Annotated in this window: 22 protein-coding genes; 14 read left to right on the top strand and 8 right to left on the bottom strand. The window is 70.6% G+C overall.

The annotated features are described in order from the left end of the window. Window positions 1-6 precede the first annotated feature (6 nt). Window positions 7-1,077, bottom strand: coding sequence for a ribosome small subunit-dependent GTPase A (rsgA, locus tag AUC47_RS08270; protein ID WP_096714738.1), 1,071 nt, complete (start codon window positions 1,075-1,077; stop codon window positions 7-9). Beyond that, window positions 1,074-2,399, bottom strand: a complete 1,326-nt coding sequence (aroA, locus tag AUC47_RS08265; protein ID WP_096714737.1) for a 3-phosphoshikimate 1-carboxyvinyltransferase — start codon at window positions 2,397-2,399, stop codon at window positions 1,074-1,076. Before aroA ends, rsgA begins: the two co-directional genes overlap by 4 nt. 70 nt (window positions 2,400-2,469) lie before the next feature. Between aroA and AUC47_RS08260 the strand changes: the two genes are divergently transcribed. The 3 genes from AUC47_RS08260 to AUC47_RS08250 are packed head-to-tail and all read left to right on the top strand — an operon-like array spanning window position 2,470 to window position 4,737. Continuing rightward, entirely contained in the window at window positions 2,470-3,132 is a 663-nt protein-coding gene (locus tag AUC47_RS08260; RefSeq protein ID WP_096714736.1) for a sigma-70 family RNA polymerase sigma factor, read from the top strand. Next, window positions 3,129-3,374 carry a zf-HC2 domain-containing protein gene (locus AUC47_RS08255; RefSeq protein WP_096714735.1) on the top strand — a complete coding sequence of 82 codons (246 nt, stop codon included), beginning with the start codon at window positions 3,129-3,131 and terminating at the stop codon, window positions 3,372-3,374. The genes AUC47_RS08260 and AUC47_RS08255 overlap by 4 nt, the downstream gene beginning before the upstream one ends. Window positions 3,375-3,429: 55 nt before the next feature. Beyond that, window positions 3,430-4,737 carry a GNAT family N-acetyltransferase gene (locus tag AUC47_RS08250; RefSeq protein WP_096714734.1) on the top strand — a complete coding sequence of 436 codons (1,308 nt, stop codon included), beginning with the start codon at window positions 3,430-3,432 and terminating at the stop codon, window positions 4,735-4,737. Window positions 4,738-4,812: 75 nt separating this feature from the next. Here the strand turns inward: AUC47_RS08250 and AUC47_RS08245 are convergent, their stop codons facing one another. Continuing rightward, entirely contained in the window at window positions 4,813-8,484 is a 3,672-nt protein-coding gene (locus AUC47_RS08245; RefSeq protein WP_096714733.1) for a multifunctional oxoglutarate decarboxylase/oxoglutarate dehydrogenase thiamine pyrophosphate-binding subunit/dihydrolipoyllysine-residue succinyltransferase subunit, read from the bottom strand. A gap of 160 nt (window positions 8,485-8,644) precedes the next feature. On the opposite strand from AUC47_RS08245, the gene AUC47_RS08240 reads away from it, so the two are divergent. From AUC47_RS08240 to AUC47_RS08230, 3 genes are all read left to right on the top strand, one after another. After that, window positions 8,645-10,099: a GuaB1 family IMP dehydrogenase-related protein gene (locus tag AUC47_RS08240; RefSeq protein ID WP_096714732.1), complete on the top strand. Its 1,455-nt coding sequence runs from the start codon at window positions 8,645-8,647 to the stop codon at window positions 10,097-10,099. A gap of 109 nt (window positions 10,100-10,208) precedes the next feature. Continuing rightward, complete coding sequence (locus tag AUC47_RS08235) at window positions 10,209-11,525, top strand: hemolysin family protein (protein WP_096714731.1); 1,317 nt, start codon at window positions 10,209-10,211, stop codon at window positions 11,523-11,525. Continuing rightward, on the top strand, window positions 11,522-12,583 hold the full coding sequence (locus AUC47_RS08230; RefSeq protein ID WP_096714730.1) for a hemolysin family protein: 1,062 nt from the start codon (window positions 11,522-11,524) through the stop codon (window positions 12,581-12,583). Before AUC47_RS08235 ends, AUC47_RS08230 begins: the two co-directional genes overlap by 4 nt. A gap of 65 nt (window positions 12,584-12,648) precedes the next feature. On the opposite strand, the gene AUC47_RS08225 is transcribed toward AUC47_RS08230, so the two are convergent. Next, the gene (locus AUC47_RS08225) at window positions 12,649-13,716 is read right to left on the bottom strand and encodes an NADH:flavin oxidoreductase/NADH oxidase (RefSeq protein WP_096714729.1); all 1,068 of its coding nucleotides are present in this window, start codon (window positions 13,714-13,716) and stop codon (window positions 12,649-12,651) included. A 56-nt stretch (window positions 13,717-13,772) separates the two neighbouring features. Between AUC47_RS08225 and AUC47_RS08220 the strand changes: the two genes are divergently transcribed. The 3 genes from AUC47_RS08220 to AUC47_RS08210 are packed head-to-tail and all read left to right on the top strand — an operon-like array spanning window position 13,773 to window position 16,190. Beyond that, on the top strand, window positions 13,773-14,621 hold the full coding sequence (locus tag AUC47_RS08220) for an NAD(P)H-hydrate dehydratase (protein ID WP_096714728.1): 849 nt from the start codon (window positions 13,773-13,775) through the stop codon (window positions 14,619-14,621). Beyond that, window positions 14,618-15,856: a hypothetical protein gene (locus AUC47_RS08215; protein WP_096714727.1), complete on the top strand. Its 1,239-nt coding sequence runs from the start codon at window positions 14,618-14,620 to the stop codon at window positions 15,854-15,856. Before AUC47_RS08220 ends, AUC47_RS08215 begins: the two co-directional genes overlap by 4 nt. Window positions 15,857-15,860: 4 nt before the next feature. Beyond that, on the top strand, window positions 15,861-16,190 hold the full coding sequence (locus AUC47_RS08210) for a thiamine-binding protein (protein ID WP_096714726.1): 330 nt from the start codon (window positions 15,861-15,863) through the stop codon (window positions 16,188-16,190). Between the two features lie 14 nt (window positions 16,191-16,204). On the opposite strand, the gene AUC47_RS08205 is transcribed toward AUC47_RS08210, so the two are convergent. Then, window positions 16,205-16,660: a DUF2000 domain-containing protein gene (locus AUC47_RS08205; protein WP_096714725.1), complete on the bottom strand. Its 456-nt coding sequence runs from the start codon at window positions 16,658-16,660 to the stop codon at window positions 16,205-16,207. Between the two features lie 49 nt (window positions 16,661-16,709). On the opposite strand from AUC47_RS08205, the gene AUC47_RS08200 reads away from it, so the two are divergent. From AUC47_RS08200 to AUC47_RS08190, 3 genes are all read left to right on the top strand, one after another. Next, window positions 16,710-17,495: a helix-turn-helix transcriptional regulator gene (locus tag AUC47_RS08200; RefSeq protein ID WP_256999486.1), complete on the top strand. Its 786-nt coding sequence runs from the start codon at window positions 16,710-16,712 to the stop codon at window positions 17,493-17,495. Window positions 17,496-17,504: 9 nt separating this feature from the next. Beyond that, the gene (locus AUC47_RS08195; protein ID WP_096714723.1) at window positions 17,505-18,722 is read left to right on the top strand and encodes an MFS transporter; all 1,218 of its coding nucleotides are present in this window, start codon (window positions 17,505-17,507) and stop codon (window positions 18,720-18,722) included. 82 nt (window positions 18,723-18,804) lie between these two features. Next, window positions 18,805-19,431 (top strand): NUDIX hydrolase, encoded by a 627-nt coding sequence (locus tag AUC47_RS08190; RefSeq protein ID WP_096714722.1) that lies wholly within the window; start codon window positions 18,805-18,807, stop codon window positions 19,429-19,431. A 15-nt stretch (window positions 19,432-19,446) separates the two neighbouring features. Here AUC47_RS08190 and metX read toward each other — a convergent pair whose 3' ends face one another. The 3 genes from metX to AUC47_RS08175 form a co-directional block, all read right to left on the bottom strand. Further along, window positions 19,447-20,655, bottom strand: a complete 1,209-nt coding sequence (gene metX, locus AUC47_RS08185; RefSeq protein WP_096714721.1) for a homoserine O-acetyltransferase MetX — start codon at window positions 20,653-20,655, stop codon at window positions 19,447-19,449. Between the two features lie 109 nt (window positions 20,656-20,764). Continuing rightward, window positions 20,765-21,694: an endonuclease/exonuclease/phosphatase family protein gene (locus AUC47_RS08180; protein WP_143740714.1), complete on the bottom strand. Its 930-nt coding sequence runs from the start codon at window positions 21,692-21,694 to the stop codon at window positions 20,765-20,767. Between the two features lie 106 nt (window positions 21,695-21,800). Then, on the bottom strand, window positions 21,801-23,123 hold the full coding sequence (locus AUC47_RS08175) for a bifunctional o-acetylhomoserine/o-acetylserine sulfhydrylase (RefSeq protein WP_096714719.1): 1,323 nt from the start codon (window positions 23,121-23,123) through the stop codon (window positions 21,801-21,803). 160 nt (window positions 23,124-23,283) lie between these two features. On the opposite strand from AUC47_RS08175, the gene AUC47_RS08170 reads away from it, so the two are divergent. Together AUC47_RS08170 and AUC47_RS08165 are read left to right on the top strand one after the other, a co-directional pair. Further along, on the top strand, window positions 23,284-24,072 hold the full coding sequence (locus AUC47_RS08170) for an SDR family oxidoreductase (RefSeq protein WP_179297565.1): 789 nt from the start codon (window positions 23,284-23,286) through the stop codon (window positions 24,070-24,072). Continuing rightward, window positions 24,069-24,779, top strand: a complete 711-nt coding sequence (locus AUC47_RS08165) for a uracil-DNA glycosylase (protein ID WP_096714718.1) — start codon at window positions 24,069-24,071, stop codon at window positions 24,777-24,779. The genes AUC47_RS08170 and AUC47_RS08165 overlap by 4 nt, the downstream gene beginning before the upstream one ends. Window position 24,780 lies beyond the last annotated feature (1 nt).

The raw sequence follows: 24,780 nt of genomic DNA, 5'->3' as shown, positions 1-24,780 counted from the left end.
TTCAGCCTAGCGGCCGGGCGCCTGCTCCGCCTTGTCGGCGAAGGTCTGCAGCAGCCGCTGCAGCGAGTCGAGACGCGCCATGCCGGTCTCGCTCAGCTCCCCGCGTTCCGCCGCCTCGATCAGTGCGCAATCCGGCGCGTCGGGCAGGTGCGTGCAGCCTCGCGGGCACTGTTCGGCGATCGCGGCCAACTCGGTGAACGCGGCGAGGATGTTCGCGGGGTCGACGTGTCCGAGACCGAACGAGCGGACGCCAGGGGTGTCGATGACCCAGCCTCGACCGGCAGCGCTCTCATAGCGCAACGACACCGTCGACGAGGAGGTGTGGCGGCCGCGGCCCGTGACCTGGTTGACGTGCCCTGTCGCGCGGAGAGCGCTCGGTACGAGCGCGTTCACGAGCGTCGACTTGCCCACCCCGGAGTGACCGACGAACACGGTCGAGTGACCGATGAGGGCCTCGCCGATCTCGTCGACCGGCATCTCGTCGCGGGCGCTCGTGAAGACGCGCAGGTCGAGGCCGTCGAAGTGGGAGAGGAAGGCCGAGGGGTCGGCGAGGTCGGTCTTGGTGACGACCAGGAGGGGGCGGATGCCGGCATCCAGCGCAGCGACGAGATAGCGGTCGACGAGGCGCTCCCGCGGCTCGGGGTCGGCGGCAGCCACGACGACGAGCATCTGATCGGCGTTCGCGACGATGACCCGCTCGACCTGATCGGTGTCGTCGGCGCTGCGACGCAGCAGCGACGTGCGGTCGACGATGCCCACGATCCGGCCGAGGGTGCCCTCGTCCCCTGAGGTGTCGCCCACCACGCGCGCGCGGTCGCCGGTGACGATGGGCGTGCGACGGAGCTCGCGCGCCCTGGCGGCCGTGATGGTCCGCTCCTCGGCGGTGTCCTCGCCGATCATCACGGTGTACCGGCCCCGATCGACGCCCAGCACGCGGCCGATCTGCGCGTCGTCGTGCGCTGGCCGGCGCTTGGTCCGGGGACGGTTGGCCTTCGGGTTCGGACGCGTGCGGATGTCGCTCTCGTCGTACTCCTCGTACTCGTCGTCGAGGTCGTCGGAGTCGTCGAGCCAGCTCACGCGGCCGCGCCTCGCAGCATCCTGTCCCAGAGGAGGGTGAACTCGGGAAGGGTCTTGGCCGTGGTGCCGATGTCGTCGACCTCGACGCCGGCGGTCCGCAGCCCGACCAGCGCTCCCGTCGTCGCCATGCGGTGGTCGTGGTGCGCCATCCACACGCCGCCGTGCAGCTCGCGGGGGATGATCCGCAGGCCGTCCGGAAGCTCCTCCGCCTCGCCGCCGAGCTCGCGAAGATTGCGGATCAGCGCCGCGATGCGGTCGGTCTCGTGCAGGCGGATGTGGCCGATGCCGCGAATGGTGGTCGGACCGGAGGCGAACGCCGCGAGGCCGACGAGGGTCGGCGTCAGCTCGCTCGCGGCGGACAGATCGAGGTCGAGACCGCGGATCTCGGTTCCCGCCTTGACCGTCAGCGCACCGCCGTGCCGGCTGACGTGCCCGCCCATCGCCTGCAGGATCTCTGGCAGGAGGGCGCCGGGTTGCGTCGAATGCACGGGCCATCCCGTCACCGAGACGGCGCCGCCCGAGACGAGAGCTGCCGCCAGGAAGGGGGCGGCGTTCGAGAGGTCGGGCTCGATCGCGATCTCCTTCGCCCGCGGCACTCCGGCCTCGACGAGCCACTCGCCGACCGCCGGGCGCTCGATGCGGATGCCGCGGCGGCTCAGCGCCTCGATCGTCATGTCGATGTGGGGGAGGCTCGGCAGGTGCTCGCCGGTGTGCACGAGGTGCAGGCCGACGTCGAAGCGCGGTGCCGCGAGAAGGAGGCCGGAGACGAACTGACTGGACGCGGAGGCGTCGATCTCGACGCGTCCGCCCCGGATGCGACCGTGACCGCGGATCGTGAAGGGCAGCGCCCAGGTGCCCTCGTCGTCGATGTCGACACCCAGGTCGCGCAGAGCGCTGATGAGGCCGCCCATCGGGCGATGCAGGGCGGTCTCGTGCGCGGTGAGATGCACGTCGTGCTCGGCCAGGCCCGCGAGCGGCGAGATGAAGCGCATGACGGTGCCCGCCTGACCGCAGTCGATCGTGGTGCCGCCGCGGAGCTTCGCCGGTGTCACCACCAGGTCGGGCCCGAACTCGCCGTCTCCCTCGACCTCCTCGATGCCGACCCCCAGAGCGCGCAGTGCGTCGACCATCCGGCGCGAGTCGTCGGAGTGCAGCGGGGCGATGAGGCGACCGGGACCGTCGGCGATCGCGGCGATGATGAGCTCGCGGTTCGTCAGCGACTTGGAGCCGGGGATCGTGAGCGTGGCGCGCACGGGATCAGCGGTCGTCGGCGCGGCGTAGGAGCCCTGGGCCGGGGACGGGGAATACCTGTTGGCGCTCATCGGTTCCCACCTTAGTGACAACGAGTCCTCGCCTCACCGATCGGCGCGGACTCGCCCAGGAGGAGAGAGAATGCTCGCCACGCTCGAACGCGGTTCGGTGCGACTCGGCGGCCTAGACTGGCCGGTGATGGATGACACCGAGACGGTAGACACGGTCGGCGACCCTCGACGCGAGTTCGAGGAGCAGGCGCTGCCCTTCATGGACCAGCTCTACGCGGCGGCGATGCGCATGACGCGCAATCCCGCCGATGCGGCCGACCTCGTGCAGGAGACGTTCGTGAAGGCGTACGGCTCCTGGTCGACGTTCGCGCAGGGCACGAATCTCAAGGCCTGGCTGTACCGGATCCTCACGAACACGTACATCAACATCTACCGCAAGAAGCAGCGGGAGCCGTTCCAGGGGACCATCGACGAGCTCGAGGACTGGCAGCTGGGCGGCGCGGAGTCGACGACCGCATCGCACAGCAGGTCGGCGGAGGCCGAGGCGATCGACCACATGCCGGCATCCGTCGTGAAAGACGCTCTGCAGGCGGTTCCCGAGGACTTCCGTCTGGCGGTGTACCTCGCGGACGTGGAGGGCTTCGCCTACCAGGAGATCGCCGACATCATGAAGACGCCCATCGGCACCGTGATGAGCCGCCTGCACCGGGGCAGGCGTATGCTTCGCGAGCTGCTGGCCGACTATGCCGCGGAGCGGGGAATCTCCGCGGCCGACACGAGGAGCAGGAAATGAGCGACTGCGGCTGCGACAAGGCCCGCCAGGATCTGGAGGAGTACCTCCGCAACGAGGTGTGCAAGACCGAGCATTCGGAGATCCGCGAGCATCTCGAGAACTGCCCGTCCTGCCGGGATGAGGCGCTCGTGGCGAAGACCCTCACCGAGGTCGTCGCCAGGGCGTGCAGAGAGACGGCGCCCGAGGAGCTGCGCGACCAGGTGTTCGCGCGTCTCCGCGAGGTGCAGGCCGCGCAGCACTGACCCCGGCGCCGTCTGCGCACTCGTCGGCGTCTGTCGCCGCCCATAGGCTGGGGGCATGACGATCATCGACGCCCGCGACATCCCCGCCGACTCCGCATCCGCCGGACGCCTGTCTGCACGAGGACTCGATTACCGCGTGATCGACGTGAGCGATGCGGCTGCGGCTGAGGCGTTCCAGCGCGCCGTGTCGCGCGGATTTCTCGGCCCGGAGTCGACCGCCGAAGCGCTCGCGTTCGGACGGCCCACCTTCGAGTCCCGCCGGAACACGGGCGTGTACGACTCCGCGGTGCCGGACGGTCGGCCTGTGGCGACGATCGACTCCTGGGTCACGCCCATGACGCTCCCCGGTGGGGGCGAACTGCCGATGTGGGCGATCAGCGGGGTCACCGTCTCCGCGACCCACCGTCGCCGCGGCATCGCCCGCGCACTCCTCGAGGGGGAGCTTCGAGCCGCTGCCGCAGCCGGGGTGCCGCTCGCGGGACTCACCGTGTCGGAGGCCACCATCTACGGGCGCTACGGCTTCGGCTCGGCCGTTCCCGTGATGCGCTACCGCGTCGATGCGCGCCGCGCGGGCTGGGCCGCGCCTGCGGCACCCGGGCGTCTCGAGTACATCGACCGCGACGCGCTGGCGGACGAGCTGGGCGCGGTCCACGAACGGGCCCGCACCGGGCGTCCCGGTCAGATCCCCGGGTGGTCCGCCCGGTGGGGCGGGATGGCGGGGCTGTCTCCCAGTGACTCGGACCGCGACAGGGTGCGCGGCGTGCGCTACCGCGACGGATCGGGCGAGGTGCGAGGGGCCATGGCGTACACGCTCGCCGAGGAGGGATCCGGCACCGCCTGGAGGCACACCCTTTCCGTGCGCCTCCTCGTGGCCGAGACGGCCGAAGCGACGGCGGAGCTCTGGAGGTTCGCCCTGGAGCACGACCTCGTCGACGGGGTCGAAGCCGAGCTGCGTCCGGTCGACGACCCCCTGCCGTGGCTCGTGCACGATCAGCGCGGCGTCACGCAGACGCTGCACGACCACGGGTGGCTGCGCATCCTCGACGTCGCTGCCTGCCTGACCGCGCGCCGCTACGCGGCACCTCTCGACCTCGTGCTCGGTGTGCGCGACGTGCTCGGTTTCGCCGACGGCGAGTGGCGACTTCGGATCGGTGCCGACGGGGCGGCCCAGGTCGAGCCGGCGAGCACGGGCGCCCCGGATGTCGAGCTCGATGTCTCGGCGCTCTCCTCGCTCTACGCCGGTGGGGTGCGTGCCTCCGCGCTGCACGGTGCAGGTCGCATCGAGGCGGATGCGGATGCCGTGGCCGCGATCGACCGCTCGTTCATGAGCACTCCGGCCCCGGGCCTGGACATCTGGTACTGACACCGTCCCGCACGACGAAGGGCGCCGCGACCTCGGTCGCGGCGCCCTTCGTGCTTCTGCTGAGCGGGTGTCCGCTCAGGCGAGCGTCAGTGCCTCACGGAGCAGCTTCGTCTGCTCGGCGGCGTGCACCTTCGACGACCCGGTCGCCGGCGATGCGGACGCCGCACGTGCGATCGGGCGGAACGAGCGGTCGCCTGGCACGTCGGCGAAGGCCAGGGCCAGGAACGGCCAGGCGCCCTGGTTCTCCGGCTCCTCCTGCACCCACACCAGCTCGGCGTTCGGGTACGAGTCGGTGACGGCCTTGAGGGCTTCGATGGGTGTCGGGTACAGCTGCTCGAGCCGCACGAGCGCGATCTCGGGGTTCGGGTTCTTCTCCAGCTCGGAACGCAGATCCCAGTGCACCTTGCCCGAGTGCACGAGCACGCGCTTGACGGCGTTGCGATCGAGGTCGCGACCGTCGTCGATCACGGGCTCGAAACGGCCCTGTGTGAACGCCTCGACCGGGCTCGTCGCGCCGCGCAGACGCAGCATGGCCTTCGGGGTGAAGACGATGAGCGGCTTGCGGGGGCGCGCGTAGGCCTGGCGGCGCAGCAGGTGAAAGTACGACGCGGGCGTGGACGGACGAGCGACGATCATGTTGTCCTGTGCGCAGAGCTGCAGGAAGCGCTCCATCCGCGCGGACGAGTGATCGGGGCCCTGTCCCTCGTAGCCGTGGGGGAGGAGCAGCGTGACGCTGGACTGCTGACCCCACTTCTGCTCCGCCGCCGAGATGTACTCGTCGATGACCGACTGGGCGCCGTTGACGAAGTCGCCGAACTGCGCCTCCCACAGCACCAGCGCCTCCGGCGCCTCGACCGAGTACCCGTACTCGAACCCGAGCGCTGCGTACTCGCTGAGCAGCGAGTCGTAGACGAAGAAGCGCCCCTGTGAGTCGGAGAGGTTCGACAGCGGCAGCCACTCCTGGCCGTTCGCGCGGTCGTGCAGGGTCGCGTGCCGCTGCACGAAGGTGCCGCGTCGCGAGTCCTGGCCGGCGAGGCGCACGGGCGTGCCCTCGACGAGGAGCGAGCCGAAGGCCAGCAGCTCGCCGAAGCCCCAGTCGATGTTGCCGTTGCGGCTCATGTCCAGGCGCTTCTCGAGCTGCTGCTGCAGCTTCGGGTGCACCGTGAAGCCCTCCGGCTTGTTGACGAACGCGTCGCCGATGAGCTGGATGACCTCGTTGGACACGCCCGTCACCTCGGGCGCTCCGACCTGCTCCTCGACCGGTGCCTGCTCCGACACGACCGGGGTCGCGCCGGTCTCGGCGGCGTGGGTCTCGGCGAACGCGATCTCGAGCCGGTTCTGGAAGTCCGCCTTCGCCTGGTCGTACTCCTCCTCGGTGATGTCGCCGCGGCCGACGAGCGATTCGGTGTAGAGCTTGCGCACCGAGCGCTTGGCCTGGATGAGGTCGGTCATGAGCGGCTGCGTCATCGAGGGGTCGTCGCCCTCGTTGTGACCGCGGCGGCGGTAGCAGACGAGATCGATCACGACATCGCGGTGGAAGCGCTCGCGGTACTCGAAGGCGAGCTGCGCGACGTGGATGACGGCCTCCGGGTCGTCGCCGTTCACGTGCAGCACGGGGGCCTGGATCGTCTTCGCGACGTCGGTGGCGTACACCGAGGTGCGCGAGTCGTTCGGGAGCGTCGTGAAGCCGACCTGGTTGTTCACGACGACATGGACGGTGCCGCCCGTGCGGTATCCGCGGAGCTGCGACATCTGCAGCGTCTCGACCACCACGCCCTGACCCGCGAACGCCGCATCGCCGTGCACGAGGATCGGCAGCCAGGTGAAGGTGCCGATCGGCTTGCGGTCCTGCTTGGCGCGCACGATGCCCTCGAGCACGCCGTCGACCGTCTCGAGGTGCGAGGGGTTGGCGGCGAGATACACCGGGAGCTCGGACCCGTCGTCCGCGACGAAGGTGCCCTCGGTGCCCAGGTGATACTTGACGTCGCCCGACCCGCGCTGGTTGCCGGGGGTCTGGGTTCCCTCGAACTCCTGGAAGACCTGGCCGTAGGTCTTTCCGGCGATGTTCGTCAGCACGTTGAGGCGTCCGCGGTGGGCCATGCCGATCGCCGCGCCCTCGAGGCCGGCGGTCGCCGCGCCCTGGAGGATCTCGTCGAGCAGCGGGACGAGCGACTCGCCGCCCTCGAGCGAGAAGCGCTTCTGACCGACGAACTTCGTCTGCAGGAACGTCTCGAAGGCCTCGGCCTCGTTCAGCTTGCGCAGCACGCGCAGCTGCTCATCGTGGCCGGGCTTCTGGTACTTGACCTCGACCTTCTCCTGGAACCACCGGCGCTGCTCCGGGTCCTGGATGTGCATGTACTCGATGCCGAGCGTGCGGCAGTACGAATCGCGGAGCACGCCGAGGATGTCGCGGAGCTTGGCGACACGACGGCCGCCGAAGCCTCCGGTGACGAACTCGCGGTCGAGGTCCCAGAACGTGAGTCCGTGGCTCTCGATCTCGAGGTCGGGGTGCGAGCGCTGCACGTACTCGAGCGGGTCGATGTCGGCCATCAGGTGACCGCGCACGCGGTAGGAGTTGATGAGCTCCTGCACCCGCGACTGCTTGTCGACGCGCTCGGCGAGGTCGACCGCGATGTCGGGGTTCCAGCGGATGGGGGAGTACGGGATGCGGAGTGCGGCGAAGATGTCGTCGTAGAAGCCGCGCTGGCCGATGAGGAGCTCGTGCACCTTCTTCAGGAACTCGCCGGAGCCGGCGCCCTGGATGACGCGGTGGTCGTACGTGCTGGTGAGCGTGATCGTCTTGCCGATCGCGAGCTCGTTGAGCGTCTTCGGGCTCGCGCCCTGGAACTCGGCCGGGTACTCGAGGGCGCCGGCGCCGATGATGCAGCCCTGGCCCTTCATGAGACGCGGCACGGAGTGCACGGTGCCGATCCCGCCGGGGTTGGTGAGCGAGACCGTGGTGCCCTGGAAGTCGGTCGCGGTCAGCTTGTTGTTGCGGGCGCGGGTGACGAGGTCCTCGTAGGCCGTGAGGTACTCCGAGAAGGTCATGGTGTCGGCGCGCTTGATGCTCGGGACCATGAGAGCGCGGGTGCCGTCGGGCTTGGGCAGGTCGATGGCGATGCCGAGGTTCACGTGCGCGGGTGCGACGACCGAGGGCTTGCCGTCGATCTCGGCGTAGAAGACGTTCTGGCTGCGGAACTCGTCGAGCGTGCGGATGAGCGCCCAGCCGATGAGGTGGGTGAAGCTGATCTTGCCGCCGCGGGTGCGAGCCATGTGGTTGTTGATGACGATGCGGTTGTCGATCATCAGCTTGGCGGGAATGGTGCGGACGCTGGTCGCGGTCGGGACGGTCAGGGACTCGTCCATGTTCGCGGCCAGGGTCTTCGGCAGTCCGCGGAGCGGAGTGACCTTGTCCTCCTCCGCCGCGTCCTCGGCCTCCTTGGCCGCCGGCTTCGGCGCCTGAGCGGGGATCGGCGCCGCCGCGGCGGGCTTCGCGGTCGTGCGCGCCACGGGCTGGGCGCCGATGACGGGGATCGGCGCCGTCACGGGGTGCGTCGTCGGCGCAGCCTCGGGAGCCGCCGGTGCCGTGCCGGATCCGGCATCCGAGTGGTACTTCTCCAGGATCGGCCACCACTCCTTGTCGACGGAGTCGCGGTTGACCTTGAACTGCTCGTAGAGCTCTTCCACGAGCCAGGAATTGGCTCCGAACCCCCCGTCGCCGCTGACGCCGGTCACCTGGTTCGACACGCTCGATCGCCCTCTTTCATCGCTGAATTCCACGTGTGCGCATCAGGACGTCAGGATGCGTCCGGGCCCGCACACTCTCGACCATCAAGCCTAACGTGTTTCCGCTGAGGATCGTCCAGGCGAGGACCCCGCGTCCGGCCGATCCGGATACCGTGGACTCATGGAATTCTCCGGTGCATCGCCCTCGGTCGATCTGACCTACTCCGACGTCTTCCTCGTGCCGCGTCGTTCGGCCGTCACGAGCCGCCTCCAGGTCGATCTGGCGCCGCTGGACGGCACACCGGCGACGCTGCCGCTGGTGGCCTCGAACATGAACTCGGTCACCGGTCCCCGACTCGCCGCCGTGCTGGCGCGGCGCGGCGGTCTGGGAGTGCTCCCGCAGGACCTGCCCCTGCAGGAGCTCGACGCGGCCATCCGCGACGTGAAGGCGCAGCCGGTGCTGTGGGACACCCCCGTCGTGCTGCCCCCGGAGGCCTCGGTCGCCGACGCGCTGCGCCTGTTCCCCGCCGCCCCAGGACACGGGGTCGTGGTCGCCAGAGGCGAGGCGCCGTACGATGCGGACCGCATCCTCGGCATCCTCCCGGCGGCCAGGCTCGCGACCGCACTGCCCGATGCGCAGCTGGGAGACCTCGTGCACGCCGGCACGCCGTCGCTCGACGCCGACGACATCGGCTCCGGTCGGCACGCCTTCGACGTGATCACAGAGGCGGGCGTCGAGATGGTCACGGTGACCAGGCACGGACACCTCGTCGGCACGCTGAGTGCCCGCAGCGCGCTGCGCTCGACCCTGTACGGCCCTGCCGTGGACACCGACGGCCGCCTTGCGGTCGCCGCGGCCGTGGGGATCAACGGCGACGTCGCGGCCAAGGCGCGCGCGCTCGCCGGAGCGGGTGTCGACGTGCTCGTCGTCGACACCGCGCACGGGCATCAGGAGGGGATGCTGCACGCACTGCGCGCCGTGGCCGACCTCGACCTCGGCATCCCGATCGTGGCGGGCAACATCGTCACCGCCGACGGCGTCCGCGATCTCGTCGACGCGGGCGCGTCGATCCTCAAGGTCGGCGTCGGGCCGGGGGCGATGTGCACGACGCGCATGATGACGGCCGTCGGGCGCCCGCAGTTCTCGGCGGTGCTGGAGACGGCAGAGGCCGCTCGCGAGCTCGGTGCGCACGTGTGGGCGGACGGGGGAGTGCGCTACCCCCGCGACGTCGCGCTCGCGCTCGCCGCCGGCGCGGCATCCGTCATGATCGGCTCGTGGTTCGCCGGCACGATCGAGGCGCCGGGCGAGCTGCAGTCGGACGCCGAGGGTCGCGTGTTCAAGGAATCGTGGGGCATGGCGTCGACCAAGGCCGTGCAGGCGCGCTTCGGGCGCCTCGACGCCTACGAGCGCGCGCGCAAAGAGCTGTTCGCCGAGGGCATCTCGTCGTCGAAGATCTATCTCGACCCGCTGCGTCCGGGCGTCGAGGACCTGCTCGACATGATCACCTCGGGGGTCCGCTCCTCGTTCACGTACGCGGGCGCGTCGTCGGTGCCCGAGTTCCATGAGAGGGCCCTCGTCGGCCTGCAGTCGGCGGCGGGATACGAGGAGGGCAAGGCGCTCCCCGTCAGCTGGTGACAGCCCGTCCGTGGGCCGGATCCCGTATTATTCTGCTCACTATGGACGACCCTCCCAGTTGCAGTACCTCGCCCCACCGCCCGCCTCTCGCTCGTGAGGGGAACCTGTGATGGATTACATCCTGCTGGGCGTGGGGCTCCTGCTCACGATCGGCACCGGACTGTTCGTCGCGAGCGAGTTCGCACTGGTCAATCTCGATCGCGCCGAGCTCGAGGCGCGTCAGGCGCGGGGTGAGACCCGTCTGGCCATGACGATCGGCGCGCTGCGGCACACGTCCACGCACCTCTCGGCCGCGCAGCTCGGCATCACCCTGACGACGCTGCTGACCGGTTACACCATGGAACCGGCGATCTCGAACATGCTGCGGCCGACGCTCCTCGCCTGGAGCTTCCCCGAGGCGACCGTATCGCCGATCGCGACGGTCGTCGCGATGCTGATCGCCACCGCGCTGTCGATGATCCTCGGCGAGCTGGTGCCCAAGAACTTCGCCCTCGCGCTGCCGAGGCAGACGGCCAAGCTCGTCGTGCCCTTCCAGGTCGCCTTCACCACGGTCTTCAAGCCGGCGGTCGTCGTGCTCAACGGCTCGGCGAACGGCGTGCTGCGCGGTATGGGCATCGAGCCGAAGGAGGAGCTCTCGGGTGCGCGTACCGCTGAGGAGCTCTCGTCGCTCGTGCGCCGCTCGGCCAGCGCCGGCGTGCTCGAAGCCGACACGGCGACTCTGCTCGACCGCACACTGACCTTCTCCCGCCTCACCGCGGCCGACGTGATGACCGCGCGGCCGAGCATGCACGCGATCGACGCCGCCGACCCCGCCGACGAGGTGCTGAGGATGGCGCGCCGGACCGGTCACAGTCGTTTCCCCGTCTACGGCGAGGACCTCGACGACATCACCGGCGTCGTGCACCTGAAGGCGGCGATCTCGGTGCCGCGCGATCGGCGGGCCGAGGTGCCGGCCGGCGCCCTGGCGACCGAACCGCTGCGGGTGCCGGAGACGGCGCACGTCGACGGACTCGTCGCCGAGCTCCGGGCCCGCGGCTACCAGCTGGCGGTCGTCGTCGACGAATACGGCGGGACCGCGGGTCTCGTCACTCTGGAGGACCTCGTCGAGGAGATCGTCGGCGAGGTCTCGGACGAGCACGACCGCACGCGCGCCGGCGTCATCACCGGCCGCGACGGCATCACGTTCCCCGGCGAGCTGCGACCGGACGAGCTCCGGCGCCGCGCCGGCGTCGACGTCCCGGAGGGCGACGTGTACGACACCGTCGGAGGCTACGTGATGAGCGTGCTCGAGCGGGTGCCGGCCGTCGGAGACGAGGTTCCGCTTGACACCGGCACGCTGCACGTCGTGCGGATGGACGGACGCCGCGTCGATCGCATCCGCTACGTCCCCGGAGCGACCGACGTCGAGGGTGAGGTGACCCGATGAGCGATTGGGCCGGACTCGCCTGGCTCGTGGTGCTCCTCGTCGCCAACGCCTTCTTCGTCGGCGCGGAGTTCGCAGTGATCTCCGCCCGGCGCTCGCAGATCGAGCCGCGTGCCGAGCAGGGATCGCGGTCCGCGAAGACCGCGCTGTACGCGATGGAGCACGCCACGCTCATGCTGGCGACCTCGCAACTGGGCATCACGATCTGCTCGCTGCTGATCCTGAACGTGTCGGAGCCGGCGATCCACCACCTGCTCGCGGCTCCGCTGCACGCGATCGGCTGGTCGGATGCCGTCGTCGACACGGTGTCGTTCGCGATCGCGCTGCTGATCGTCTCGTTCCTGCACGTCGTGTTCGGCGAGATGGTGCCGAAGAACCTCGCGTTCTCGGTTCCGGACCGCGCGGTGCTGCTGCTGGCTCCGCCGCTGGTGTGGGTGTCGAAGGCGTTCATGCCGGTGATCTGGGTGCTGAACGCCGCCGCGAACGGCGTGCTGCGCCTGTTCCGCGTCGAGCCGAAGAACGAGGCCGCGTCGACCTTCACGCTCGACGAGGTCGCGACGATCGTCGACCAGTCCCGCCGCGAAGGGGTGCTCATGGACACCGCCGGTGCGGTCGCCGCGGCGGTGGAGTTCACCGACAAGAAGGCCAGGGACGTCGCGGTGCCGCTCAGCGATCTCGTGACGCTGCCGCAGACGACCACGCCGGACGACATCGAGAAGGCCGTCGCCCGCTACGGATTCTCCCGGTACGTGATCGTCGACGAGGAGGACGCTCCCGTCGGGTACGTCCATCTCAAGGACATCCTGCGGGCGTCGGACGGGCCGGATGCCGAGGCGAAGCTCTTCGAGCCGCTCCCCGCCAAGCGGATCCACCACATGGTGCCCGTGCAGGAGGACACCGACCTCGAGGACGCGCTCGCCGTGATGCGCCGAGCCGGCCGTCATCTCGCCAAGGTGCGCGACGCGCAGGGCCGCACGACGGCCGTGCTGTTCCTCGAGGACATCCTGGAGGAGCTCGTCGGAGAGGTGCAGGACGCCACGCGGCGCGTGCGCGGGCACTGACATGCGCAGACAGCGGCCCTCCGGATCATCCGATCCGGAGGGCCGCTGTGATATCGGGCGGTGCCTCAGCGCCAGCGCGCCCGCTCGTACTGCGGAGGCCAGGCGATGTCTGCGCCGAGCTCATGCGCCGCCCGCAGACCGAAGTGCGGGTCGCGCAGCCACTCGCGCCCGGCGAAGATCGCATCGGCTGAGCCCTCGGCGAGCACCCGCTCGGCCTGCTCCGCCGCGGTGATGAGACCGACCGCCGAGACGGGGATGCGGCCACCCTGCCGAACGGTCTCGGCGAGCGGCACCTGGTACCCGGGGTGCACGGCGATCTGCTGGTGGGCGACGAGCCCGCCGCTGGACACGTCGATGAGGTCGGCGCCGTGCTCGGTCGCCCACGCCGCGACCGTCGCGGCTTCGTCCGGCGTGAAGCCGCTGTCGGCGTGGTCCGTGGCGGAGATCCGCACGAAGAGCGGCACGCCGTCTCCCACCTCGAGGCGCACCGCGTCGAGGATGCGAAGCAGCAGGCGCGCCCGGTTCTCGAGCGACCCGCCGTAGCCGTCGGTTCGCTGATTCGAGAGGGGGGAGAGGAACTGGTGCAGGAGGTAGCCGTGCGCGCCGTGCAGTTCGAGCACGTCGAAGCCCGCGTCGACCGCGCGACGAGCGGCAGCGACGAAGCCGTCGACGACCGCGTCGATGCCCGTCTCGTCGAGCTCGGTCGGCACGGCGTAGCCCTCGAAGGCGATCGGCGATGGCGCGGTCGTGACCCAGCCGCCCTCGTCGACCGGCACGGAGCCGCGCTCCGCGGCCCACGGCCACCAGGTCGAGGCCTTGCGGCCCGCGTGGGCGAGCTGCACGCCCGCCGCGGCGCCGCGCGCGTGGATCGCGTCGACGATCGGCGCCCACGCATCGCGCTGCTCGTCGCTCCAGAGCCCGGCGTCCCGCGGGGAGATGCGACCCTCGGGGACGACGGCCGTCGCCTCGGCGATGACGAGTCCCGCGCCGCCGGAGGCGAACTGGGCGAGGTGGGTGTGGTGCCATTCCTGCACGACGCCGTCGACGGCGCTGTACATGCACATCGGCGAGACCCAGAGGCGGTTGCGGACGGTGACGGATCGGAAGGTCGCGGGGGAGAAGAGGATGCTCACGCGACAACGCTACGGCGCTCGGGGGCATGCCGGGGTCGCCGCACTAACGTGGAGACATGTCCGAAGCGCGTGAATGGTCCCGCGGCGACACCGCCCGATTCCTGCGGGTGCCCGGCGCCGACGACGACAAGTACTCGCGGGGCGTCGTCGGCCTGCGCACCGGATCGTCCGCGTATCCAGGCGCCGCGGTGCTGGGCGTCGAGGCGGCGTGGCGCGCGGGGGCCGGTTTCGTCCGCTACATCGGCGAGGGGCGAGCGGCCGATGCCGTGCTTGCGCGGAGGCCCGAGACCGTGGTCAGTCCGCACGCGGTCGGAGCGCGGGTGGGAGCCTGGGTGATCGGGTCGGGCACGGATGCCGCGTCCCGCACCGCGGAGGAGGAGCACGAGCTGCGACAGATCCTCGCGGGGGAGGACGCTGTCGTCGTCGACGCGGGTGCCCTGGATCTCGCGGCCGACGTCGCTACGGCATCCGAGACGCATGCGCCGATGCTGCTCACGCCGCACGGTCGAGAGTTCTCCCGCCTGCAGGAGCGTCTGGGCGTGGACGAGAATGCCGACCGCGAGGGCGTCGCGACGGCCGTGGCAGAGGCCGTCGGCGCTGTCGTGCTGCTGAAGGGGGCGCGCACGATCATCGCCCGTCCCGACGGCCCTCCCCTCACCGTCGAAGCGGGAACGGGGTGGCTGTCGACCGCGGGCACCGGTGATGTGCTGGGCGGGGTCCTCGGAGCGCTCCTGGCCGCGAACCCGGACGCCGAGATCGCCGACATCGCGGCAGCCGGGGCATGGCTCCACGGTCGTGCTGCGCGGCGGGCTGCAGGAGTCGACGACGGCAGGCCAGGGCATCCCATCGTCGCACTCGACGTCGCGCACGCCCTCCCCGGCGTCATCGCGGAACTCCTGGCATGAGCCGAGGGGTGTCGGCGCACGCCGTGCTGCTCTGGGCGGCGTTCCTCGCCGTGCACGTCGTCACCGCCGTGACCGGCTGGCTGTACCCGAGCCAGCCGATGGGCGATGTCGTGCTCGTGTACGAGCCGTGGGCTTCGGCGGCGCTCTCGGGCGGACCGATCGTCGGGATCACCGAGACGTGGGTCTACCCGCAGCTCGCGCTGCTCCCGATGGTCGCTGCGAAGATGCTCGCGGCTCCGCTCGTCGGCGCGATGGGAGTGTCGAACGCGTACCTGGTGGCCTGGGCGGTGCTCGTCGCCGTGCTCGATGCGATCGCGTTCGCGGTGCTGGTCGGACGGTCGCCCTCGCGGCCTCGGCGTCTCGGAGCATGGTTCTGGGTCGCGGCGCTCGTGCTGCTCGGCCCGATCGCCCTGTACCGGATCGACGCGATCACGGTGCCGATCGCCGTGATCGGCGGACTCTGGGTGTCGCGCCGCCCCGCTGTCGCCGCCGCACTGCTCACGATCGGCGCCTGGATCAAGATCTGGCCGGGGGCGCTGCTCGCAGCGGCGATCGTGGCCGCGACCACCCGCATGCGTATGCTGCTCACCGCGGCCGCCGTCTCCGCAGCGATCGTCGGCGTGCTCCTCGTGCTCGGGGCCGATTCGGAGATCTTCGGCTTCCTCACGGAGCAGACGGGGCGCGGGCTGCAGATCGAGGCGGTGGCCGCGACGCCGTTCGTGTGGCTCGCGGTCGGCGGTGCGGCGCGCATCGAGTACAGCTTCGACATCCTGACCTTCCAGATCGACGCAGCGGGCGCGGAGGCCGTCGGTGCGGTGCTGACGCCGCTCATGATCGTGCTGGTCCTGGTGATCGCGGGGATCGGCGCCCGCACCGCGATGCGCGGTGCATCCGTCTTCCGCCTCCTGCCGCCCCTGGCGCTGTCGCTCGTGACGACGCTGATCGTCCTCAACAAGGTCGGGTCGCCGCAGTTCCAGACCTGGCTCATCGCCCCCGTGGTGCTCTGGCTGGTCCTGGACCGTGCCAGAGCCACGGCGCCCGCCGTGGTCGTGCTCGCGCTGTGCGCTCTCACCTGCCTCGTGTATCCGCTGAACTACGACGCCCTGCTGCGCGCCGAGCTGCTGCCCGTGGTCGTGCTCACCCTGCGCAACCTGCTTCTCGTCATCCTGCTCGCCATCGGCATCCGCGCCCTCGTGCGTGTGCCCGCCCACAGACCGTCCACCATCAGGGAGTGAACCCATGCTGATCGCCTTCTCCGTCGCCCCGAGCGGCGACCCCGCCGACGGATCGACGCGCTCTGACGCGTCCGTGCACGACGCGGTCGCCGCCGCCGTGCGAGTCGTTCGCGAATCGGGCCTGGCTCACCGCACCACGAGCATGTTCACCGAGATCGAGGGTCCGGACTGGGACACGGTCATGGATGTGGTCAAGCGTGCGACCGAGGCCGTCATGCCGTTCGGATCTCGGGTCTCGCTCGTGCTCAAGGCCGACATCCGGCCCGGCTACTCCGGCGAGCTCGACGCGAAGATCGAGCGGCTCGAGGCGGCGATCGACGACGCCGACGACTGATCGGCGATCCGTCGTCAGTCGTGGAGCCGCGCACCCTTCGTCAGGCGGTCCACGGCGTTGCGCGGACCTCGCAGCGCGACGCCGACCAGCTCGAGCTCGTCGGATCCGACCGCGGCGACCGCGGCACGGTTCGCGGCGTCGTGGCCGGTGTCGAACAGCTGACGGGTGTACACCGCGACCGCCATGTCGTCGCGCGAGGAGGCCTTGGCCCTGGCGGCGCGCAGGAGAGCGGGCGGCGCCGTCATGACCATCACGGGCTGCCGCAGCATCGGCAGGTACTCGACGCCGTCGGCGTCCCGGTACGGCTCACCCGTGAGGTCAGGAGCGCTCACGGTGATGCCCGAGGTCAGGAAGGCGGTCACGTTCAGCTCCTGCCACGCGGCGAGGCGGTCGTCGAGCAGCACCACGACCTTGGTGTCGAAACGGACGGCGGCATCGGGATCGAGGGAGGTCGCGGGGGAAACGGTCATGCCTCCAGCATCCCGAGCCCGCCGCCGCGTCGTCTTGTACGTTTGTTGCGTGGCAGACGACGTCCGAGCGTGGCATCCGGCGGTCCCGGGCGTTCGAGAGGTCTATCACGCGACGTTCCAGCATGCGTATCCGATGCACGCGCACGACGGCTGGGCGGTGATGCTCGTCGACGAGGGAGCGGTCTCGTACGGCCTGCACCGCTCCTCGCACATCGCCGCGCCGCGCGCCCTGACTCTGCTGCCGCCCGGCATCCCGCACGACGGACGCTCGGCGGTCCCCGGTCGTCCCTATCGGAAAAGGGTCGTCTACCTCGACGGCGACTGGCTGCCGACCAGGGCGCAGTCGCTCTCCGTGGCGCAGCCGACCCTCACCGATCCGGCGGTGATGGCGGCGATACGTCGCGTCCACGGAGCCCTCGCCGCTCCGGGTGATCTTCTCGCAGCCGAGCACTGGATGCTGTCGGTGCGGCGACTCGTGCTCGCGCAACTGGGGGCGCCGAGCGCAGAGAGCGACGACTCCCCGCTCGCTCGCAGGCTCCGCGCAGAGCTCGACGACCGCTTCGCCGAGACGTTCACGCTCGCAGAGGTCGCTGCCGCGTTCGGAGTGCATCCCAGTCATCTCATCCGCGTGTTCTCGCAGACGTACGGTCTCGCTCCGCACCAGTACGTCGTGAGCCGACGCATCGACCTCGCCCGTCGCCTCCTCGTCGACGGGGTGCCGCCTGCGGCAGCGGCTGCCCGTTCGGGATTCCATGATCAATCGCACCTGACCCGACACTTCCGCCGGGTGCTCGGTGCCACCCCCGGGGCGTTCGCCCCCTCCCGCAGCCGCTAAGCTGAACCGGTGAATCCCTCGACTGAATCGAGGGGTGCGGCGAAGTGGGCGCTCCTCTCCCTCGCCATCGGCAGCTTCGGCATCGGCATGACCGAGTTCGTCGTCATGGGCCTGCTCCCGAACATCGCCGCCGAACTGCTGCCGACGCTCTGGGCTTCGAGCCCTGAAGACGCGCTGAGCCAGGCCGGCTGGCTGATCTCGCTGTACGCGCTGGGCGTGGTGGTGGGGGCGCCGACCATCGCCGGGTTCGTGGCGCGCTTCCCGCGGCACCGCGTCATCATCGGCTTGGCGATCGCGCTCACCGTCTTCAACGCGCTCACGGTCATCCTGCCGACCTTCGAACTCGTGGGCGTGTCGCGGTTCCTCGCCGGGCTCCCGCACGGCGCGTACTTCGGCATCGGCGCTCTCATCGCCGCCGATGTCATGGGCCCTGGCAACCGGGCCAAGGGCGTGGCGTTCATCCTCACGGGTCTCACCGTCGCGAACGTGGTGGGCGTGCCGCTCGGCACGTTCCTCGGTCAGCAGTGGGGATGGCGCGCGGCGTTCGGCGTCGTCGCCCTCGTGTTCGCGATCGCGACGGTCTGCATCCTCCTCTTCGTTCCGGAGCATCCCGGGACGCCGGGCCGCACGATGCGCCAGGAACTCGGCGTCTTCCGCATCCCCCAGGTGTGGTTCACGCTCGGCATCGGCGCGATCGGCTTCGGCGGGTTCTTCGCCGTGTACAGCTACATCGCGCCGCTCGTGACGGAGGTCGCCGGGTCGCCGGAGTGGGTGGTGCCGATCGTGCTCGTGCTCATGGGTATCGGCATGACCGTCGGCAACCTCGTCGGCGGGCACCTCGCCGACATCGATCTGCGACGGACCCTGCTGTGGGGTCTCGCGGTCATGGCGGTTGTGTTCGCGCTGCTCGCGCTGCTGTCGTTCTGGATCGTCTCGCTCGCTGCGCTCGTCCTCGTCGTCGGCCTGGTGTCGGCCGCGCTCAGTCCGACGATCCAGACGCGTCTCATGGACGTCGCCGGCGACAACCAGTCGATCGCCGCGGCGATCAACCATTCCGCGCTCAACATCGGCAACAGCCTCGGCGCCTTCCTCGGCGGCGTCGTGATCGCCGCGGGATGGGGGTTCACCGCCCCGTCGTGGACGGGTGCCGTCCTGGCCGTCGCAGGGCTCCTCATCGCGCTTGTCGCGTACCGCGCCGAGGCGCGGCGCCCGGCGCTCGTGGCCTGAGCGGGTGCTCGTCTTCTGAGCCGGCGGCGTCGCGCGACGAGTCGCTCGTCTGCGGTCTGAGACCCGGCCGTAGAGTGACGGGATGACCGATCTCGATGATCTTCCCGTCGCCGGCACCGTCGCGCTGCTGCGACCCGGATCGCCAACCGACGAGCGGGCTGCCGGCCTCGAGGTGCTCCTCATGCGCCGCCCCGGCCGAGGATCCTTCGCCGACGCCTGGGTCTTCCCGGGCGGCAAGGTCGAGGAGGGCGACCGCCGACCGGGCGATGACGAGGTCGACCAGGCGCGTCGTGCGGGCATCCGCGAGACCTGGGAGGAGGTCGGTCTCGTCGTCGACGACGCCGTCGTCCTCTCACGGTGGCAGCCGCCGTCCGAGGCGCCCGTGCGGATCAGGACCTGGTTCTTCCTCGCAGAAGCGCCGGACGGTGAGATGCGGCTCTCCGCCGACGAGGTCGTCGACGCGCACTGGGTGAGTCCCGCTCAGGCGCTCGCGCGTCACGCGACGGGGGAGTGGACACTGTTCCCGCCGACGTGGATGACCCTGCATCAGCTGAGCGCAGCCGAGTCCGTCGAGCAGGCACTCGCCACGGCGGGCGCGGTGCGGCAGTTCTCGACGCGCGTTCTCGCGGCGGAGGGCGGTGCGGTCTTCGCGTGGGACGACCTGCGCCTCGACACGACAGCGCTGCCCTGGACGCTCAGCGGAGGGTGATCGCGACCGCGATCGTCATGCCGCGAGCAGACGGCGCAGATGGCTTCCCACGGCCTGCGTCTCGATGAGGAAGCCGTCGTGACCGAAGTCGCTCACGAGGACGACGGCCTCGTCTCCGTCGAGCGTGTTCGGGATGCCGCGGGCGATCCGGTGCTGTCCGTCGACCGGGAACAGGCGGTCGCTGTCGATGCCGAGCACCAGCGTGCGCGCCGTCACGGCCGCGAGCGCCGCTTCGACGCCGCCGCGATCACGGCCGACGTCGTGCGAGTTCATGGCCTCGACGAGCGTGATGTAGCTGTTCGCGTCGAACCGCCGGGTGAACTTGTTGCCGTGGAAGTCGAGGTACGACTCGACGGCGAACCGCCCGCCGTGCCCCAGCGGTGAGACGTCGGACTGCCAGGAGCGCTGGAACCGCTGATTCAGCTCGATCGGGCTCCGATAGTTCAGCAGCGCCATGCGTCGGGCGAGCGCGAGCCCCCGGTGGGGCCCATCGCCGTCGGAGAGGTCGTAGTACTCACCCCCCAGGTAACGAGGGTCCATCCGGATCGTCTCCAGCTGGACGGTGTTCAGCGCGATCTGGTCGGCCGTGGTCACCGGGGGCGACGACAGTACCGCGAGCCGCTCCACCCGCTCCGGGTGGGTGGCGGCCCACTCGAGGGCGTGCATACCGCCCATCGATCCGCCGATCACCGCGGCCCATGCGTCGATGCCCAGCGCATCTGCGAGGCGCACCTGGGCCGCGACCTGATCGCGGATCGTCAGATAAGGGAAGCGCGACGCCCACTCGATGCCGCGCGGGCCGATGCTCGCCGGTCCCGTCGAACCTTGGCATCCGCCCAGCATGTTGGGGGCGATCACGAACCAGCGGTCGGTGTCGAGCGGCGCGCCGGGGCCGACGACGTCCTCCCACCAGCCAGCGGTCGGGTGGCCGGCGCCGGCCTCACCGCGCACGTGGCTGTCGCCCGTCAGCGCGTGCAGGACGAGGATCGCGTTGTCGCGGGCGGCGTTGAGCTCACCCCACGACTCGAAGGCGAGACGGATGCCGGGCAGCTCTGCCCCGCTCTCCGTGCGGAACGCGCCGAAGGAGGCGAAGCGGCGACCGCCGAGGGGATCGCCGTCGCGCCAGGCTCCGGTCGCGGGCGGGCGCGCGCGGAGCAGCCGGACGTCGGCCTCCGTCACGGGTGCCGAGGGCACCGTGTCTTCAGAGGTCGTCTGCCAGTCCATGTCTCCATTCTCCCGTGGCGGCTGCGGCGGCGACGGAACGTTACGTCGCCCGGGAGCGTCGTCGCGCGGAACGCGGTCGAAGCCGACCGTCGTCGAAGCCCGACCGTCGTCAGAGGACGAACGTCGTGACCGTGGCGAGATGGTCGCTCTCGCCCGCACGCATCGTGCTCGAAGACACGACGTCGAGGCCGCGTGCGAACACCTGGTCGATACGGGTGAGGGGCAGCGCCGCCGGCCAGGTGAAGCCGAGGGCGCCGTCGGTCGGCCTGACCCAGTCGAGCTGTCCGCGCAGGGCGGCGAGGGCGGGGTCTGCGGACGCCGCGTTGAAGTCGCCGACCGCGATGACGGAGCGTGCGCCGTCGCCGGCGACCGCGTCGGCCAGATTCGCGAGCATGGTGTCGCGGCCCTCCTGCTGACCGGGCCGGACGGAGTCGGCGTGCAGCACGTACACGGCGACCTCGGCATCCGGCGTCTGCACCGTGACGCGCAGAGCGCGCTTCCAGTCGAGGCCCAGGGTGAGCGCGTCGGCGCTCGTCAGCGGGTAGCGGCTCCACACGCCGACGGTCCCGACGGCGTAGGAGTGCGGATACTGCTGGTCGAGCGTCGAGCGTGCCGCCTCGAGACTGTCTCCGTCCAGCTCGGTGAGCGCAACGATGTCGGGGGAGGAGGCGGCGATCTGCTCGGCCGACGACGCGGCGCCGCCGGAGTGCGCGCGCACGTTCTGGCTCACGACGGAGAGCGTGGGGCCGTCGACCGTCGCGGCGAATCCAGGAGCCGAGGGCGCGAGCGCGAGCAGCCAGACGAGGACGGGGACGACCAGGAGCAGCAGCGTCCGGCGGGCGCGCACGAGCGCGACCACGACGAGTGACGCCAGCACGAGTCCCAGCCAGGGGAGGAGGACGGATGCCGCGGTGCCGACGCTGCCCGGAACCCACACCGCGACGGTCGCGAGCAGCGCCGCCGCGGCGGTGACGGCGATCACCCGGGCGGCTGTCCGCTGCCGAGCGCGGGCGGCGGTCGGCGATGCGGCGTCGGTCATGGTGCTCCTCCGTGCGGGGATCTCCATTCTCGACGTTCACGGCTGTGCACCGGCCGAACGCAGAAGCGCCCCGGGCGAGCCCGGGGCGCTTCTCGAGGACGCGAGGTCAGGCGCGAGCCGCCTCCGACACGCGGCGGGCCGCCGCCAGAGCCTGGTCGAGGTCGGCCTTGAGGTCATCGATGTTCTCGATGCCGACCGACAGGCGCACCAGGCCGGGCGTGACGCCGGCGGTGAGCTGCTGTTCGGGCGTCAGCTGCGCGTGCGTGGTCGACGCCGGGTGGATGACGAGCGAGCGCACGTCGCCGATGTTGGCGAGGTGGCTGAACAGCGACAGGCTGTTCACGAACTCGCGACCCGCCTCGACGCCGCCCTTGAGCTCGAACGACAGCACTGCCCCGACGCCCTTCGGCGCGTAGCGGTTCGCCGCTGCGTACCAGGGCGAGGAGGGCAGGCCGGAGTAGTTGACGCTCGCGACGTCGTCGCGTCCGTCGAGCCACTCGGCGATCTCCTGAGCGTTCTGCACGTGGCGCTCGATGCGCAGCGACAGCGTCTCGATGCCCTGGATGAGATTCCATGCGCTCTGCGGGGCGATGGACGAGCCGAGGTCGCGCAGCAGCTGCACGCGGGCCTTGATGATGTATGCCAGCGGGTCGCCGACGGCGGTCGTGTAGCTCGCGCCGTGGTACGAGGGGTCTGGCTCGGTGAGCCCGGGGAACTTCTCGACGTTCTTCGACCACTCGAAGGTGCCGCCGTCGACGATCACGCCGCCGATGGTGGTGCCGTGTCCGCCGAGGAACTTCGTGACCGAGTGCACGACGATGTCGGCACCGTGCTCGAACGGGCGGATGAGGTAGGGAGTGGCGATCGTGTTGTCGACGATCAGCGGCACGCCCGCCTCGTGCGCCGCGTCGGCGACCGTGCGGATGTCGAGGATGTTGATCTGGGGGTTGCCGATCGTCTCGGCGAAGAAGAGCTTCGTGTTCGGGCGGACCGCACGACGCCACTCCTCGGGGTCGTCCTGGTTCTCGACGAACGTGACCTCGATGCCGAGCTTCGCGAGCGTGTACTTGAAGAGGTTGTACGTGCCGCCGTAGATCGAGCTGGAGGAGACGATGTGGTCGCCCGCCTGGGCGATGTTCAGCACCGCGAACGTCGATGCCGCCTGGCCGCTGGAGAGGACGAGGGCGCCGGTGCCCCCTTCGAGAGCCGCGAGGCGCTGCTCCAGGACGTCCTGCGTCGGGTTCTGGATGCGGGTGTAGATGTTGCCGAACTCGGCGAGGGCGAAGAGGTTCGCCGCGTGGTCAGCGCTGTCGAACACGTACGACGTGGTCTGGTAGATCGGCGTCGCACGAGCCTTGGTGACCGGGTCGGGCGCTGCGCCGGAATGAATCTGCTTGGTCTCGAAACGCCAGGTCTCGGGTGCGGACATGTGTTCCCCCTGGAACGGTCGGAAGGTCGAAGCGGCTGATGCCTTGCAGCGACAGTACGGAATATCGCTCGATGTCAACAAGGACCGGGACATGTGACGTAACAGTCTGAACCCGCGTTTTCCCGTGGAACATCCCGCCGAACATCGTACGGTGGAGGGCATGGCGAACAGGCGTGCAGTGGTGACAGGGGCGAGCTCGGGGATCGGGGAGGCCACGGTGCGCGCGCTGCGGTCACGTGGGTGGGACGTCGTCGGCGTCGCCCGCCGCGAAAATCGGCTCGCGACCCTCGTGGCCGAGACGGGTGCATCGGCTATCGCCTGCGACCTGACGGACGGGGATGCCGTCGCCGCCCTCGTGGAGGAGCTCGACGCCACGGGACCGGTGCACGCACTGGTGCAGGTGGCGGGCGGTGCGCGCGGCACCGACCGCGTCGAGGACGGATCCGTCGCCGACTGGCAGTGGATGTTCGATGCGAACGTGCTGTCGAGCCAGCGTCTGGTCGCAGGGCTCCTGCCGCTCCTGCGCCGAGCTGCGGCCGCCGACGGACACGCGGACACGCTCTTCGTGACCTCGACCGCAGCGCAGGTGGCGTATCCCGGCGGCGCGGGCTACAACGCGGCCAAGGCCGCGGAGTCGATGCTCGTCCACGCGTTGCGCCTCGAGCTCAACGGCGAGCCGATCCGCGTCTCCGAGGTTGCACCCGGACTCGTGCACACCGAGGAGTTCACGCTCAATCGCCTCGGCGGCGACAAGGCGGCCGCGGAGGCCGTGTACTCGGGGGTCGAGCAGCCGCTCCTCGCCGAGGACGTCGCCGAGGTGATCGCCTACGCCCTCGACGCGCCCGGCCACGTGAACCTCGACCTCGTCACGATGCGGCCGGTCGCGCAGTCGGCCAATCACCTGCTGGCCCGCGGGCCGCTCCGCGTGCGCGCGGTCGACGAGTCGTGACCGCCCGCAGCCTCGCCGAGCTCGCCGCCGACGGCGCGATCGATCCAGGTTGGGCGGAGGCCCTGGCACCCGAGCAGGACACGATCACCGCCCTGGGGCAGCGGCTGCGCGCCGAGCAGGCGGAGGGACGCGGCTACCTGCCCGCGGGTGGCGACGTGCTGCGGGCGTTCCAGCGTCCGCTCGGCGAGGTGAAGGTGCTCATCACCGGGCAGGACCCGTACCCGACGCCCGGGCACCCGATCGGCCTGTCGTTCGCGGTCGAGCGGCACGTGCGCCCGCTGCCGCGGAGCCTCGCCAACATCTACCGGGAGCGCGAGAGCGACCTCGGGATCCCGCCGGCGCCGCACGGCGACCTCACGGCCTGGAGCGACCAGGGCGTGCTGCTCCTGAACAGGGTGCTCACGGTGCGACCGGGCGAGGCCGCCTCGCACCGCGGCTGGGGCTGGGAGAAGGTCACGGAGCTCGCGATCCGCACCCTCGTCGCCCGCGACCAGCCGCTCGTCGCGATCCTGTGGGGCAGGGATGCCGCGAATCTGCAGCCTCTTCTCGGCGACACCCCTGTCATCGCCTCCGCGCACCCGTCGCCGCTGTCTGCGAGCCGCGGCTTCTTCGGGTCCCGGCCGTTCTCGCGTGCGAATGCGCTGCTCGAGGAGCTCGGCGCCGATCCGATCGACTGGCGCGTCGACGGGGAGCGGCCCCTAAGCTGAT

This window comes from Microbacterium sp. SZ1, from assembly GCF_002362255.1.
Taxonomy (GTDB): Bacteria; Actinomycetota; Actinomycetes; order Actinomycetales; family Microbacteriaceae; genus Microbacterium.
Note: the sequence above shows the minus strand (reverse complement) of the source record. Positions and strands in the feature narration are given on the sequence as shown.

Bases quoted from the DNA above. Each gene is read 5' to 3' on its own strand.
- AUC47_RS08170 (WP_179297565.1), top strand. From the start codon at position 23,284: ATGGCGAACAGGCGTGCAGTGGTGACAGGGGCGAGCTCGGGGATCGGG.
- aroA (WP_096714737.1), bottom strand. From the start codon at position 2,399: ATGAGCGCCAACAGGTATTCCCCGTCCCCGGCCCAGGGCTCCTACGCC.
- AUC47_RS08175 (WP_096714719.1), bottom strand. From the start codon at position 23,123: ATGTCCGCACCCGAGACCTGGCGTTTCGAGACCAAGCAGATTCATTCC.
- AUC47_RS08250 (WP_096714734.1), top strand. From the start codon at position 3,430: ATGACGATCATCGACGCCCGCGACATCCCCGCCGACTCCGCATCCGCC.
- AUC47_RS08180 (WP_143740714.1), bottom strand. From the start codon at position 21,694: ATGACCGACGCCGCATCGCCGACCGCCGCCCGCGCTCGGCAGCGGACA.
- AUC47_RS08210 (WP_096714726.1), top strand. From the start codon at position 15,861: ATGCTGATCGCCTTCTCCGTCGCCCCGAGCGGCGACCCCGCCGACGGA.
- AUC47_RS08230 (WP_096714730.1), top strand. From the start codon at position 11,522: ATGAGCGATTGGGCCGGACTCGCCTGGCTCGTGGTGCTCCTCGTCGCC.
- AUC47_RS08215 (WP_096714727.1), top strand. From the start codon at position 14,618: ATGAGCCGAGGGGTGTCGGCGCACGCCGTGCTGCTCTGGGCGGCGTTC.
- AUC47_RS08205 (WP_096714725.1), bottom strand. From the start codon at position 16,660: ATGACCGTTTCCCCCGCGACCTCCCTCGATCCCGATGCCGCCGTCCGT.
- AUC47_RS08220 (WP_096714728.1), top strand. From the start codon at position 13,773: ATGTCCGAAGCGCGTGAATGGTCCCGCGGCGACACCGCCCGATTCCTG.
- metX (WP_096714721.1), bottom strand. From the start codon at position 20,655: ATGGACTGGCAGACGACCTCTGAAGACACGGTGCCCTCGGCACCCGTG.
- AUC47_RS08255 (WP_096714735.1), top strand. From the start codon at position 3,129: ATGAGCGACTGCGGCTGCGACAAGGCCCGCCAGGATCTGGAGGAGTAC.
- AUC47_RS08240 (WP_096714732.1), top strand. From the start codon at position 8,645: ATGGAATTCTCCGGTGCATCGCCCTCGGTCGATCTGACCTACTCCGAC.
- AUC47_RS08235 (WP_096714731.1), top strand. From the start codon at position 10,209: ATGGATTACATCCTGCTGGGCGTGGGGCTCCTGCTCACGATCGGCACC.
- AUC47_RS08260 (WP_096714736.1), top strand. From the start codon at position 2,470: ATGCTCGCCACGCTCGAACGCGGTTCGGTGCGACTCGGCGGCCTAGAC.
- AUC47_RS08190 (WP_096714722.1), top strand. From the start codon at position 18,805: ATGACCGATCTCGATGATCTTCCCGTCGCCGGCACCGTCGCGCTGCTG.